The organism is Candidatus Enterococcus avicola, from assembly GCF_047470845.1.
In the GTDB taxonomy this organism is placed as follows: Bacteria; Bacillota; Bacilli; order Lactobacillales; family Enterococcaceae; genus Enterococcus_D; species Enterococcus_D casseliflavus.
This window is the reverse complement of sequence record NZ_JBLGTY010000027.1, coordinates 1-13,829: the sequence shown is the minus strand read 5'-3', so window position 1 is coordinate 13,829 and position 13,829 is coordinate 1. Positions and strand designations below refer to the sequence as shown.

Sequence of the window (13,829 nt, the reverse complement as noted above, 5' to 3'; positions counted from 1 at the left end):
AACGCATGCGTGTAGTAGCCGGAGAATATGGTGGCCGCAGATTAAAAAGTCTTGCTGGAGATAACACTCGCCCCACGACAGACAAAGTAAAAGGGGCGATCTTTAACATGTTAGGGCAATATTTAGATGGAGGAGTTGTACTGGATCTGTTTAGTGGGAGCGGGGGCTTAGCGATCGAAGCGGTCTCTCGTGGTGCGGAGCATGCCGTTTGTGTCGACCGTAGTTTTCCAGCTATCAAAGTGATCCGTGAAAATATTGCAATAACCAAAGAACCAGAAAAGTTCACGGTACTAAAAATGGATGCCAATCAAGCCTTACGCCAGTTTGCAGCTGAGGGACAAAGCTTTGACTATCTATTTTTAGATCCACCTTACGCAAAGCAAGAGATCCTGCAACAGCTAGAAGCTATGCTGAAGGATGAATTGATTCGTCCGTTTGCTTATGTGGTTTGCGAAACAGATAAGTCCATCGTCTTGCCAGAAAAGATTGGTTCTTTGCATTTGATGCGCGCCCAAACCTATGGCATATCTGCGGTGACGATCTATAGAAATGAGGGATAACATGAAAAAGATTGCTTTATTTCCAGGAAGTTTTGATCCGCTGACGTCAGGTCATGTGGATCTGATTGAGCGAGGCGCAACGCTTTTTGATGAACTGATCGTGGGTGTTTTTACAAATACCAATAAAAAAAGTTTTTTTACAAGTGAAGAAAAAGTTCATCTAATTGAAGAAGCCCTCGCTCATATTCCAAACGTCAAGATTCTGGCGCAAGAAACGGAGCTGACGGTCACGATCGCGAAAAAACTAGGCGCCCAGTTTCTGCTTAGAGGCATTCGCAGTGTGAAAGATTATGAGTATGAGCGGGACATCATGGAAATGAATCATCACTTAGAACCTTCCCTGGAGACCGTCTTTCTTTTAGCAGATGCAAAGCATAGTTTCATCAGCTCCAGTTTGTTGAAAGAAATCTTAACCTTTAACGGCGATGTTGCGGAATATTTACCACAAAATATCTACGATGCTATAGTAAAGAAGCGTGATACCAATGAATCTTAAATCAACGATCAAATATGTTCTCCTGTTTGTTTTAGCGCTGATCATCGCAGCCTGTGCCTTTTTGCCGATTCCTTATTATATCGAGCAACCTGGTGCAACGATCGATTTAAAAGAATTGATTACCGTCAATCAAAAAGAAGACACATCAGCTGGCTCCTTTTCTTTAACCAGTGTCGGGATTCGACAGGCTACCGTGTTTACGGCGATTGGAACAAAATTCAATGAATTTCAAGACTTGATCAGTGAGGAAGAACTTTTAGGCGGTGCGACAGATGAGGAGTACAATCGCATCCAGCGCTATTATATGGAATCCTCGCAAAATAGTGCGATTGAGCAAGCATTAAAGCTGGCAGACTTGCCTTATGAAATGACCTATAAAGGGGTCTATGTCATGGGGATCGATCCAAATTCCAGTTTTGCGGGGAAAATATCCGTTGGAGATACCGTCACCGCTGTCAATGGCAAAGAATTTAAAAGTAGCCAAGACTTTATCGACTATGTACAAAGTCAAACCATTGGTGATGAGATCACCGTAACTTACTTGCAAGATGGTGAAGAAAAAGAAGCAACAGGCAAATTAATTGAACTGGAAAGCAATCAAAAAGCAGGTATCGGTATCTCACTCGTCGATCATACAGAGATCACTTCTGATGAAGAGATCGTGATCGATTCTGGCAATATCGGTGGGCCTTCAGCTGGGTTGATGTTCACCCTTGAAATCTATGAACAGCTAACTGGAGATAACTTGCGTAAAGGCCATAATATTGCTGGAACCGGAACGATCTCAGCTGATGGGACGGTTGGTCGAATCGGTGGGATTGACAAAAAAGTAGCGAGTGCCAGCGAAAGTGGAGCAGAAATCTTTTTTGCTCCGGACGATGAAATCACTGATGAAGAGCGTGAAATAGATCCTTCCATTAAAACGAATTACGAAGAGGCAGTGGCAGCAGCGAAGAAGTTAGACACAGACATGAAAATCGTTCCGATCGCCAATGTCCAAGATGCATTGGACTACCTAGCAACACTAAAAGAAGCAAATTAAAACGGCACTTGCCGTTTTTTTTATTGTCTAAAGAATACAGTAGGCTCAAAGAAAAGGTTATGCTATACTTTTAGATAAGGAGTGTGAATCTAGTGGAATTAAAAAGACAACAACCGATCGTTGAAGCATATCATTTCGATATGAAACCGAAAGACAAAGAAATGGAAACAAAATTGAATGTCGGCTTTGCGCCGTTAAAAGTCAAAGATGAAGAATATATGGAAAAAAACAGTATTATTGGTGCCCGCTTAGAATTCCAATTGGTGTTCCCTGATTACGTTTTGTCAGGACGTGTCGGACAAGTCAATCATATTTTGAATCGCAAAGTCAATTCTGGAGAGGATTTGACGAAAGCCGAAACTGATCGCTTGGTTGAGCCCTTGTTTGATATCGTCAAACGCTTGACTTATGAAGTGACAGAGATCGTGACCGACAAACCAGGTTTACAATTGAACTTTAATACCAATTCGAACGCTGCGCAAGAAGCGAAGGAAGCAGACGAATAACGAGAAATAGGAGGGATGCCCATTGTTTTCCAATCAAATGCAAGTGATGCTATACGTCGACGATGTGACGAAAGCAGTTGAGTTTTGGCAAGAACTAGGGTTTGTGATCATTGAACAACAAACCGTTGATGGAACATCCGTCGTTGAAATCGCGCCATCAAAAGAGGCGGAGGCACATTTTGTCTTATATGACCGTGAGTTTATCGAAACACATTCACCTGAAGTCGCTTTGAATTCCCCATCGATCATGTTTTTTGCAGAAGATATTACGATACTTTATAAGAAGCTTTTAGAGATGGAAGCAGAAGTGGGTGAATTGATTCAGATGGAAGAACAACTGGTTTTCAATTTTGCCGATCCGGATGGCAATTATTTTGCTGTTTCAGGAAAATAGCTTTTGTCGATCGTAACCAATCATTCGTCCTTTTGAACCCGACTTTATGTTGTCGTACTGTTCAGGACAAATGGTTGGTTTTTTCGTTTTATTGCAAGACATTTTACAGGCAAAGGTCTAAAATTGATAACAAGAGAATCAATTGCCTTTAAGGAGGAAATGACTATGCAAAACTATCTATATGCAATCAGTGATATTCATGGAATGGCCGATCTGTTTAAAAAACTTCTTACCGATTATGACCCTAAGCTCCATCAGCTGCTTTTGATTGGAGACTTAAATGATCGGGGGACGAAGTCAAAAGAGTGTTTTTTTCTGGGAAAAAAGTTAGTCGAAGAATACCAAGCGATTTATTTACGCGGCAATCACGAGGAGTATTTTCTGCAATTTCTAAATGCCCCTGAGGATTGGTTTGCCGCTTACGTACGCAATGGCGGCAAAGAAACGATTGAAAGTCTTTTGCATACAGGCGCTACTGAGGAGTATTCGTCGACGGAAATTGCCTTAATGATCCGCAGTAGCTATCGAGACTTAATAGAGTTTTTGATGGAGCGACCGCTTTATTACGAATGGGGAAAGTATCTCTTTGTTCATGCGGGCGTGGATTTAAGTAAAAAAGATTGGCGTAAGACCGCAGACCATGATTTTATCTGGATTCGCGAGCCGTTTCATAAAGGAAAAAACCGTACAGGAAAAACGATCGTTTTTGGCCATACCATCACGCCCATGCTGCATGGAGATATGCAGACGACGGATCTATGGCAACAAGACAACAAAATCGGCATCGATGGCGGGGCAGTATTTGGTGGATCGGTGCATGGCGTGATTTTTGATGATAAAGGGATCGTTCAGGACATCGAATACCAAAATTTAGCAGGTCCTTGGCAACCAGACTTTTAAAAGTCTTTTTGATAAAAGACAAAAGCAGCCATAACAAGAGTCGCGAAAGCAACATTGTTTTCGTGCAATCTTGTTCGCTCAATGGCTGTCTTTTTTATGTTAAAATAGCAAAAGCAACAAAGGAAAGGTGAGAACAAATGGCAGAAATGAATCAAGAGGTACTTGATTTAGTAAAACAAGAATTAACCGCTTTTACCCAAAAACAAATCAGTACGGTGTTGCAGTTATTGCAAGAAGGAAATACCGTCCCCTTTATTGCCCGCTACCGTAAAGAAATGACGAATGGACTTGACGAAGTTCAGATTCGAGAAATTGAAGAGCGATACCAGTACTTAGAAAACTTAGAGAAACGCAAGCAAGAGGTTTTGCGTTTGATAGAAGAACAAGAAAAGCTAACGCCTGAACTATCACAGGCGATTTTAGCTGCGACAAAAATGCAGGCCGTCGAAGACCTGTATCGTCCTTATAAACAAAAACGACGCACCAAAGCGACGATCGCCAAAGAGAACGGCTTGGAACCATTTGCTCAATGGCTGTTAAGCTTCCCAAAAGCAGGTGACGTTCAAGAAAAAGCGGCCGAATTTATCAGTGATGCTGTTCCTACTGTAGAAGATGCCTTAGCAGGCGCGCACGAGATCATTGCAGAAGGCGTTGGTGATACTGCAGAGTTTCGTAGTTGGATCCGCAGCTATTACACAAACAAAGGACTGTATCAAAGCACGGTCAAAAATGCTGAAAAAGATGAAAAAGGCGTTTATGAAATGTATTACGATTTCCAGCATCCTATCAATAAGATGGTATCCCACCGAATTTTAGCCACTAATCGTGGGGAACAAGAAGACATCTTGAAGGTCGCCCTTGTGGCAGATGAAGAAAAAATCATGGATTACCTACGTCGTAAATTGATCACGAATAGGGATTCACCCGCAGCCGGTTTTGTTGAAGCTGCAGCTGCTGATGCGCTGAAACGGTTTATTTCACCAGCCATCGAACGAGAGATCCGCAATGAATTGACAGAAAAAGCTGACGAACAAGCAATTGCGATTTTTGGAGAAAATCTTCGCAATCTGTTGCTGCAGCCGCCATTGAAGGGCAAAGTCGTTTTAGGTTTTGATCCAGCGTATCGTACAGGCTGTAAACTAGCCGTCATTGATGAGACTGGAAAAGTACTAGCGATCGAAGTGATCTATCCTCATAAACCAGCGCCTATGAATAAGCGAGAAGCTGCCGGACCAGCGTTTCGTCGCTTATTACAAACCTATAAAGTCGAGATGGTCGCAATCGGTAATGGGACTGCGAGTCGGGAATCAGAGCAATTCGTCGCTGAACAATTAAAATTGATCGATCAAGAAGTATATTATGTGATCGTGAATGAGGCAGGCGCTTCTGTTTATTCTGCCAGTCCGATCGCTCGTCAAGAATTCCCTGATCTGCAAGTGGAAGAACGCAGCGCTATCAGTATTGGCCGCCGTCTGCAAGATCCCTTGGCAGAATTAGTCAAAATTGATCCACAATCCGTGGGCGTCGGACAATACCAGCATGACGTTTCGCAAAAACGCCTCGCTGAACAATTGGATTTTGTTGTTGAGACTGTTGTCAACCAAGTTGGCGTTGACGTCAATACCGCAAGTGCGGCACTCTTGCAGCATGTAGCTGGTTTAAATAAAACCACTGCTCAAAATATCGTGACTTATCGAGAAGAAAATGGTGTATTTACGCAGCGGAATCAACTGAAAAAAGTCCCTCGCTTAGGACCAAAAGCTTATGAACAGGCGATCGGCTTTATGCGGATACCTGGCGGAAAAGTCATTTTGGACAATACCGGGATCCATCCAGAAAGTTATGACACTGCCAAAGAAATTTTGGCGATCGCGGGTATTTCTTTAGCGGAGCTAGGGAAAGAGCAAATGGAAGAAAATAAAGCGAAACTTGCCCAACTACGCCCAGCGGAGCTTTCCGCAAAATTGTCAGTCGGCAAAGAAACCATCACGGATATCCTAAAGGCGTTAATGCAGCCTGGACGCGATATGCGTGATGAAATGCCAGCGCCATTATTGCGTAAAGATGTGTTGAGTATGGAGGACCTAAAACCGGGAATGGAACTGAAGGGAACGGTTCGAAATGTGATCGACTTTGGTGCTTTCGTCGATATCGGTGTCAAACAAGATGGACTGGTGCATTTGTCGAAGCTGAGCCGTTCGTTTGTAAAGCATCCGAAAGACGTTGTTTCCGTCGGTGATGTCGTAACCGTTTGGATCGAGCAAGTAGATGTCAAAAAAGGCCGTATCAGTTTAACCATGGTCGATCCGGGAAATGCAAAATGACCCAACAAGAACTGCAGCATTTGGTGGAAGAGCTGTCGCTGTCTGTTTTCAACAAACCATTCACGCATCGTGCGGTGTTTAATTCTCGCTTAAAAACAACCGGTGGCCGCTACCATCTAAGTGATCACCACTTGGATTTCAATCCAACCATGCTCACAGAACACGGGATGGAGGTTTTTATCGGCATTATCAAGCATGAATTGTGTCATTATCATTTGCACTTAGCAGGTCTTGGTCACCGTCACCAAGATCCTGCCTTTAAAGCATTGCTGGCAAGAACGGGAGGCTTGCGTTATGCACCTCCTGCCAAAAGGACAGCCAAACATCGCTATCGATGCCAAAATTGCGGCTGCGAGATTCGGCGGCAGCGACGTGTGGATATCAAAAAATATGTTTGTGGAAAATGTCGTGGACGTTTGCTAGAAATAGGAAATGATGAGAAAAGTCAAGTCGAAAAATAAAACTCGTTGCTATTTTTTTCATTTTGTATGATAATGTAGGTCGTGTGACAACCTGATATTTGTCAATACACGCGTTTTTTTACGACGCGGATTTGAGAAAAGAGGATTATAATAATGGAAAATCAAAACAAAATACATCATTTTGTTGGAATCAAAGGTTCCGGTATGAGTTCATTGGCTTTGATTCTGCACGAAAAAGGCTACCAAGTACAAGGCTCTGATGTGGAAGAATATTTCTTCACTCAACGTGATCTAGAAAAAGCAGCGATCAAATTGTTGCCTTTCGATAAAGCAAACATTCAACCAGAAATGGTCATTATCCAAGGGAATGCTTTCCCTGACACCCACGAAGAAATCGTACGGGCAAAAGAACTTGGTTTAGAAGTTACTCGTTATCATGACTTTATTGGCCAATTCATTCAGCCCTATACGAGTATTGCGGTGACCGGTTCTCACGGGAAAACCAGTACGACAGGATTGCTTTCTCATGTCTTAAGCGGCATCCGTCCAACAAGTTTCTTGATTGGCGATGGGACTGGTCATGGGGAACCTGATGCGGAATTCTTTTCATTTGAAGCCTGTGAATACCGTCGTCATTTCTTAGCGTATTCACCGGATTATGCAATCATGACCAACATCGATTTTGATCACCCAGACTACTTCCACTCGATCGAGGATGTCTTCTCAGCCTTTCAATCGATGGCAAGTCAAGTGAAAAAAGGCATCTTTGCTTTTGGTGATGATGAATACTTGCGTAAACTTGAAGCCGATGTCCCAATCTACTATTACGGCGTCAACGATAACGACGATGTCCAAGCAAAAAATATTGAACACACCACCCAAGGTTCAGAGTTCGACGTCTTTATCCATGGTGAAAATATTGGCCATTTTGTCTTGCCAGCGTTTGGTCAGCACAACATCAACAACGCATTAAGTGTGATCGCTGTGGCTTACAAAGAAGGATTGGATATGAAAGAAGTTGCTGCTGAGATGATTTCATTTCCTGGAGTGAAACGCCGCTTTAGCGAAAAAATCGTGGCGGATATGACGATCGTGGACGACTACGCCCACCATCCTGCAGAAATCAAAGCAACGATCGATGGCGCTCGTCAAAAATATCCAGAGAAAGAAATTATTGCTGTCTTCCAGCCACATACCTTTACCCGCACGATCGCTTTGATGGATGAGTTTGCGGAAGCATTGGATCTTGCAGACCATGTCTATCTATGTGACATTTTTGGATCTGCTCGTGAATCACGAGGAGATGTTAAAATTGAAGATCTAGGCAAGAAAATTCAAAAAGGCGGAACTGTGATCAAAGAAGAGAACGTATCTCCGCTATTGGATCATCAAAATGCTGTCGTGATTTTCATGGGAGCAGGCGATGTGCAAAAATTTGAGACAGCCTATGAAAAACTATTAAGCAATACAACTCGTAACGTATTGTAATCAAAGACTCTTGTGGCGTGTTTGCTGCAAGAGTTTTTTACATCTGAAGTTTTTGCAAAAGCAGCACCGCGAACTTGCACTTTTGTCGGCATCTGATAGAATATACTCAGATGAAACTATTCTTTTTGGAGGAATTAAATTTTGAATATAGGGAAACCGCGAAAAATAGGAAAAAGTATTGAAGATATCGAGGAAGGCGATTCGTTATCCTTAACAGAATCGATCGAAGACAATCAACTGTTGTTATATTTAGGGCTGACTAATGATGCCAATCCTTTGTATATACAACATGACTACACGCAAAAAACTGAGTACCAGCGTCCCATCGTACCATCCATTATGTTGATGGGGATCATCACCAGTGCCGTATCGAAACATTTGCCTGGTCCTGGCTCTCATGTAGTCAATTTTTCGGTAAACTTTATTGAACCTGTATATCATTATGAAACGTTGACCTTTGAATTCGAAGTGATCAAAGTGGATAAAATGAAAGACGTGGTAACTATTTCGGTTGAAGCGATCAACACAGAAGATCATCGTATTTTAGATGCTGTGGTCATGGTCCAGCCGCCAAAAGCAGTAGCAGAAAATGAGGAGGAACAACAAGATGAATAATTTAAATAATGAAACCGTCCAAGCCCAAGGCTTAAATCGCTTTTATTCAAAAGTGTATTTATTCTTCGGCGTTGGGCTTGCGATCAGTGCGATCTCAGCCTATATATTTGGGGAAGTCTTTCAAGCGCAAACCCTGCAATTTATTGACAACTTTCCGCTAGGATTTACCGGTCTTTGGATCTTACAGATCATTCTAGTTATTGTATTAGGGGTGAAGGCGCAGAAAAATCCGTCCTTGACCGTTGCTGGCTTTTTAGTCTATTCGCTCTTGAATGGATTGACCTTGTCTGTGACACTGATGATCTATGACTTTGGATCGATCGTGGGAGCATTTGTTTCAGCAGCTGTCACTTTTGGTGTCATGTCAGCATTTGGGATCATGACCAAACGGGATCTAAGTGTAGTTGGTCGTATCGGCTATGGTCTGTTGCTCGGGATCATCATCTCGACGCTCTTGAATGTATTTATTTTACGCAGTCAACCGGTTGACTTTTTCTTATCGATCGTGACCGTCTTTGTCTTTATGGGGATCACCGCCTATGACAATCAGCAAATCCGCAATGTATACTTCGCAACGAATGGTGGCGCAAATACAGGAGTGGCCGTTTTCATGGCATTACAACTATATTTGGACTTTATCAACTTATTCCTTGCGTTATTGCGAATCTTTGGAAAAAACAACTAAAAAAAGTGCGAGGAAACTCGCCTTTTTTTTTGTATAAAATGAGAGAGAAAACAAAGCAATTCATCGCTTTTGTGACCGTTCTTTGATAGAATAAAGAGGAACTTTTTGAGAAAAGGAGTAATCAAATGCCAAAAAATAAATTACTACTCGTTGATGGAAATAGTGTGGCTTTTCGCGCGTTTTTTGCGTTGCATAATTCATTAGAACGGTTTAAAAATGCCAATGGGCTGCACACAAATGCCATCTATGCGTTTCATACTATGTTTGAAAATGTGATGGCAAAAGAACAGCCAACACATGTTTTAGTGGCTTTTGATGCTGGAAAAACCACCTTCAGGACAGCGATGTATGAAGACTATAAAGGCGGACGTTCAAAAACCCCTGGGGAATTTAAAGAACAAATGCCTTACATTCGCGAATTGATCAACGCGTTAGGTGTTCAATATTACGAATTAGATAATTACGAAGCCGATGATATCATTGGCACATTGGCAAATAAAGTCGACAAAGAGCTATTTGACGTTGTCGTTTTATCTGGCGATCGCGATTTGACCCAGCTGGCAACGGAGCACGTGAAAGTTGACATTACGGTCAAAGGAGTTAGCGAAATTGAAAGTTATACGCCCGCTCATGTGGCTGAAAAATATGACGGCCTAACGCCCTTACAAATCATCGACATGAAAGGACTAGCCGGCGATGCTTCCGATAATATTCCTGGTGTCACCAAAATTGGTGAGAAGACAGCCATCAAGCTATTGAAGGAATATGGCTCCGTTGAGGGGATCTATGAACACATCGATGAAATGAAAAAAAGCAAGATGAAAGAAAACCTGATCAATGACCGTGAGATCGCCTTTCTTTCAAAACAATTAGCAACCATCGATGTGAATGCGCCCATTGAGGTCGATGTCGACAAACTGAAATATGAAGGCAAAGATTTAGAGAAATTGGTGCCATTCTACCAAGAAATGAACTTTAATAGCTTCTTAGAGAAGTTGCAGATTACAGCTGAACCAGTTGAGATGGAAGACATTTTATTTTCGGTCGTTGAAGAAGTTACAGAAGATATGTTCCAAGGAGACACGGCATTGTATGTCGAGATGATGGGGGATAACTATCATTTGGAAGATATCGTCGGTGTTGCTTGGGGCAATCAAGAAAAAATTTATGTCAGCAATCGTGAAGAATTGTTTGAAAGTCCAGTCTTTACCGATTGGTTAAAAGACGAGGAGCGTAAAAAATTCGTCTATGATGCCAAACGCACGTACGTGGCATTAAACCGATACACGACAGCACCAAAAGGAATCGCTTTTGATGTTTTATTGGCAGCTTATCTTTTAGACACGAATGATACGAATAATGACATCGCAGGTGTTGCCGCTCACTATGGCTATGATGCGATCCAATCGGATGAAGTGATTTATGGAAAAGGTGCGAAAAAAGGTCTGCCGGCGGATGAGGAAGACTTCTTTGCTCATTTAGCCCGGAAAGTAGCAGCGATTACGAACCTAACACCAAAGCTTACGGAAGAATTGGCAGCGAAGAATCAAACAGCGCTATTTGAAGAAATGGAATTGCCTTTATCAATGATTTTAGCTGATATGGAGATTACTGGAATCAAAGTTGATGCGTCTCGCTTGCATCAGATGAAAGGCGAATTTGCGCAACGGTTGCATGAAATTGAAGAAAAAATCTACGCCGAAGCTGGTGAAACCTTCAACTTAAACTCACCGAAACAACTGGGTGTGATCTTATTTGAAAAAATGGGCTTACCAGTCATCAAAAAAACCAAAACTGGCTATTCGACAGCAGTCGATGTGTTAGAACAACTAAAAGAGCAAGCACCGATCGTTGAAGACATTTTGACTTATCGTCAAATTGCTAAGATCCAATCAACCTATGTAGAAGGCTTATTAAAAGTGATCCAAGGGGATGGCAAAGTCCATACACGATATGTACAAACCTTGACCCAAACTGGTCGATTAAGTTCTGTCGATCCGAACCTGCAAAACATTCCGATTCGTTTAGAAGAAGGTCGAAAGATCCGTGAAGCCTTTGTGCCACGAGAAGCTGATTGGGTGATCTATTCTTCTGACTACTCTCAAATCGAATTACGAGTGTTGGCACATATTTCAGATGATACCCATTTGAAAGAAGCCTTTATCGAAGGTCAAGATATCCACTCAAGCACAGCGATGCGAGTCTTTGGTATCGAAAAAGCAGAAGATGTGACACCAAATATGCGTCGTCAAGCCAAAGCGGTCAACTTCGGTATCGTTTATGGTATTTCCGATTATGGCTTATCCCAGAATCTCGGAATCACCAGAAAAGCCGCCCAACAATACATTGATACGTATTTTGAAAAATATCCTGGTGTGAAAACGTATATGGAGGATGTGGTTCGTGAGGCGAAGGACAAAGGGTACGTTGAAACCTTGTATCATCGCCGTCGTTACCTACCTGATATCAATTCGCGCAATTTCAATATTCGGACTTTTGCTGAAAGAACCGCCATCAATACACCGATCCAAGGCAGTGCGGCGGATATCTTAAAGATTGCCATGATCGATTTGGCGAAACGTTTGAAAGAAGAAAAATTAGCAGCAACGATGCTGCTGCAAGTACACGATGAACTAGTCTTTGAAGTACCTGAATCTGAATTGCCTCGTCTTGACGCTTTAGTGAAAGAAGTGATGGAGCAAGCCGTTGCATTGCATGTCCCTTTACTGACAGACAGCAATTGGGGCAAAACATGGTACGATGCAAAATAAATGAGGTGAACAGAGGTGCCTGAATTACCAGAAGTTGAAACGGTCCGCAAAGGACTTGAAAAACTTGTTTTAAATAAAACAATCGAATCGGTCGAGATCCTTTGGCCGCGAATCATCGAAAGTCCTGAAGTGCCGATCTTTTCGGCACTGTTGAAAGGGCAACGTTTTGAAAAATTTGAACGACGTGGAAAATTTTTGATTTTTAAATTGACAGATTATGATCTGATCTCTCATCTACGAATGGAAGGCAAGTACGAGTATTTTGAGTCAGACCCGATTGTCGATAAACATACACATGTCATTTTCCATTTTACGGATGGCAGTCAGTTAAATTACCATGATGTAAGAAAATTTGGTCGTATGACTTTAGTGGATAAAGACCAAAGCGCAGCCTATAAAGGCATCATGCAATTAGGTCCTGAGCCTAAGCCTGAATTGTTTTTATTAGAAGCATTTGAGCAAGGATTGAAGCGGTCTAAAAAAGCCATCAAACCCCTTTTGTTAGATCAAAAACTTGTGACTGGTTTGGGTAATATTTATGTAGATGAGGCGCTATGGCAAGCGAAGATCCATCCTGAACAACCAGCAGATTCCCTCACCCCAGCAGAAGCCAACGTGTTGCATCAAGCGATCATCGATGTCTTGGAACGCGCCGTTGAAGCAGGGGGGACCACCATTCGGACCTATCTCAATGCATTGGGCGAAGCAGGAAAATTCCAAATGTCATTAAATGTCTATGGCCAGACGGGCAATCCTTGCGGGCGATGCGGGACACCAATCGTCAAGACCAAAGTTGCCCAACGGGGGACGCACTTTTGTCCTCAGTGCCAAAAATTGTATGTGAGGTCCAGCAAATGAGCTTTGTCTTAGGGGTCACTGGCGGGATCGCCACTGGGAAAAGTACCGCAGTCGCGCATTTTCGCTCACTGGGCTTACCGATTATTGATGCCGATATCATCGCCAGAGAAGTCGTTGAACCGAATACGGAGGGCTTGCAGGCGGTGACGCAAGCCTTTGGTCCGCAAATTTTGACCGATGACGGACACCTGGATCGGCAAACCCTCGGTGCCCTGATATTTAATGATCCAGAAAAACGTCGCTTGCTGAATCAGACGCTGTCGCCATTTATTCGACAAGAGATTTTGTCTCAGATCGAAGAAAAAAAACAGCAGGTGCCTTTGTTGATCGTTGACATTCCTTTGTTATATGAAGCCGACTACGACCAATACATGGATCAAACCGCAGTCGTTTATGTGCCAGAAGCGCTTCAAAAAGAGCGGTTGATGGCACGTAATCAACTGAGTGAGCAAGAAGCGCAACAACGAATCGACAGTCAGCTTTCAATTGAGAAAAAGAAACAACGAGCCGATATTGTCTTTGATAATCAAGGAACGATCGCCCAACTCAATCAGCAGATCGATGATTGGTTAGCATCCTTAAACAAATAGATAAGACAGCAGGTTCCCTTCAGCAAAAGGGAACCTGCTATTTGTCTTTCAATAGCAAACTTAGCCCTATCATTTCTAAAAAACAACTGGCGCTGAAACATGGGCTCTTTGTCAATAAGGACTGATGAGTTGTGTAAAATCAAATCTGGGTCAGAATGAACCACATTCTGGCTCAGAT

The 13,829-nt window shown here is 42.5% G+C and carries 14 protein-coding genes; all 14 read left to right on the top strand.

Annotated features, from left to right (window positions below):
* Window positions 1-5: 5 nt before the first annotated feature.
* The 14 genes from rsmD to coaE all read left to right on the top strand — a co-directional run bounded on the left by rsmD (window position 6) and on the right by coaE (window position 13,651).
* Complete coding sequence (rsmD, locus tag ACI3E5_RS15730; protein WP_005225987.1) at window positions 6-560, top strand: 16S rRNA (guanine(966)-N(2))-methyltransferase RsmD; 555 nt, start codon at window positions 6-8, stop codon at window positions 558-560.
* A gap of 1 nt (window position 561) precedes the next feature.
* Window positions 562-1,056, top strand: a complete 495-nt coding sequence (gene coaD, locus ACI3E5_RS15725) for a pantetheine-phosphate adenylyltransferase (RefSeq protein WP_005231326.1) — start codon at window positions 562-564, stop codon at window positions 1,054-1,056.
* A complete protein-coding gene (locus ACI3E5_RS15720; RefSeq protein WP_005235759.1) occupies window positions 1,046-2,098 on the top strand; it encodes a SepM family pheromone-processing serine protease in 1,053 nt (350 codons plus the stop codon). The genes coaD and ACI3E5_RS15720 overlap by 11 nt, the downstream gene beginning before the upstream one ends.
* 92 nt (window positions 2,099-2,190) lie before the next feature.
* Complete coding sequence (locus ACI3E5_RS15715) at window positions 2,191-2,604, top strand: DUF1149 family protein (RefSeq protein WP_005225990.1); 414 nt, start codon at window positions 2,191-2,193, stop codon at window positions 2,602-2,604.
* Between the two features lie 22 nt (window positions 2,605-2,626).
* On the top strand, window positions 2,627-2,998 hold the full coding sequence (locus ACI3E5_RS15710; RefSeq protein WP_015509625.1) for a VOC family protein: 372 nt from the start codon (window positions 2,627-2,629) through the stop codon (window positions 2,996-2,998).
* Between the two features lie 165 nt (window positions 2,999-3,163).
* A complete protein-coding gene (locus ACI3E5_RS15705; protein WP_498822092.1) occupies window positions 3,164-3,898 on the top strand; it encodes a metallophosphoesterase in 735 nt (244 codons plus the stop codon).
* Window positions 3,899-4,035: 137 nt separating this feature from the next.
* Window positions 4,036-6,222, top strand: a complete 2,187-nt coding sequence (locus tag ACI3E5_RS15700) for a Tex family protein (RefSeq protein ID WP_016609520.1) — start codon at window positions 4,036-4,038, stop codon at window positions 6,220-6,222.
* Complete coding sequence (locus ACI3E5_RS15695; RefSeq protein ID WP_005225994.1) at window positions 6,219-6,683, top strand: SprT family protein; 465 nt, start codon at window positions 6,219-6,221, stop codon at window positions 6,681-6,683. Before ACI3E5_RS15700 ends, ACI3E5_RS15695 begins: the two co-directional genes overlap by 4 nt.
* Before the next feature lie 114 nt (window positions 6,684-6,797).
* The gene (gene murC / locus ACI3E5_RS15690) at window positions 6,798-8,132 is read left to right on the top strand and encodes a UDP-N-acetylmuramate--L-alanine ligase (RefSeq protein WP_498822093.1); all 1,335 of its coding nucleotides are present in this window, start codon (window positions 6,798-6,800) and stop codon (window positions 8,130-8,132) included.
* Between the two features lie 141 nt (window positions 8,133-8,273).
* The gene (locus ACI3E5_RS15685) at window positions 8,274-8,747 is read left to right on the top strand and encodes a MaoC family dehydratase (protein ID WP_005225996.1); all 474 of its coding nucleotides are present in this window, start codon (window positions 8,274-8,276) and stop codon (window positions 8,745-8,747) included.
* Window positions 8,740-9,432 (top strand): Bax inhibitor-1/YccA family protein, encoded by a 693-nt coding sequence (locus ACI3E5_RS15680; RefSeq protein WP_016609519.1) that lies wholly within the window; start codon window positions 8,740-8,742, stop codon window positions 9,430-9,432. Before ACI3E5_RS15685 ends, ACI3E5_RS15680 begins: the two co-directional genes overlap by 8 nt.
* Before the next feature lie 125 nt (window positions 9,433-9,557).
* Complete coding sequence (gene polA / locus ACI3E5_RS15675) at window positions 9,558-12,203, top strand: DNA polymerase I (RefSeq protein ID WP_194185327.1); 2,646 nt, start codon at window positions 9,558-9,560, stop codon at window positions 12,201-12,203.
* Window positions 12,204-12,218: 15 nt separating this feature from the next.
* Window positions 12,219-13,061 carry a DNA-formamidopyrimidine glycosylase gene (gene mutM, locus ACI3E5_RS15670; RefSeq protein WP_325845988.1) on the top strand — a complete coding sequence of 281 codons (843 nt, stop codon included), beginning with the start codon at window positions 12,219-12,221 and terminating at the stop codon, window positions 13,059-13,061.
* Window positions 13,058-13,651 carry a dephospho-CoA kinase gene (coaE, locus tag ACI3E5_RS15665; protein ID WP_221692991.1) on the top strand — a complete coding sequence of 198 codons (594 nt, stop codon included), beginning with the start codon at window positions 13,058-13,060 and terminating at the stop codon, window positions 13,649-13,651. Before mutM ends, coaE begins: the two co-directional genes overlap by 4 nt.
* The last annotated feature ends 178 nt before the right edge of the window (window positions 13,652-13,829 follow it).

Excerpts from the sequence above, each read along its gene's own strand:
- rsmD (WP_005225987.1), top strand. The coding sequence starts at position 6 with ATGCGTGTAGTAGCCGGAGAATATGGTGGCCGCAGATTAAAAAGTCTT.
- coaD (WP_005231326.1), top strand. The coding sequence starts at position 562 with ATGAAAAAGATTGCTTTATTTCCAGGAAGTTTTGATCCGCTGACGTCA.
- ACI3E5_RS15720 (WP_005235759.1), top strand. The coding sequence starts at position 1,046 with ATGAATCTTAAATCAACGATCAAATATGTTCTCCTGTTTGTTTTAGCG.
- ACI3E5_RS15705 (WP_498822092.1), top strand. The coding sequence starts at position 3,164 with ATGCAAAACTATCTATATGCAATCAGTGATATTCATGGAATGGCCGAT.
- ACI3E5_RS15700 (WP_016609520.1), top strand. The coding sequence starts at position 4,036 with ATGGCAGAAATGAATCAAGAGGTACTTGATTTAGTAAAACAAGAATTA.
- ACI3E5_RS15695 (WP_005225994.1), top strand. The coding sequence starts at position 6,219 with ATGACCCAACAAGAACTGCAGCATTTGGTGGAAGAGCTGTCGCTGTCT.
- murC (WP_498822093.1), top strand. The coding sequence starts at position 6,798 with ATGGAAAATCAAAACAAAATACATCATTTTGTTGGAATCAAAGGTTCC.
- ACI3E5_RS15680 (WP_016609519.1), top strand. The coding sequence starts at position 8,740 with ATGAATAATTTAAATAATGAAACCGTCCAAGCCCAAGGCTTAAATCGC.
- polA (WP_194185327.1), top strand. The coding sequence starts at position 9,558 with ATGCCAAAAAATAAATTACTACTCGTTGATGGAAATAGTGTGGCTTTT.
- coaE (WP_221692991.1), top strand. The coding sequence starts at position 13,058 with ATGAGCTTTGTCTTAGGGGTCACTGGCGGGATCGCCACTGGGAAAAGT.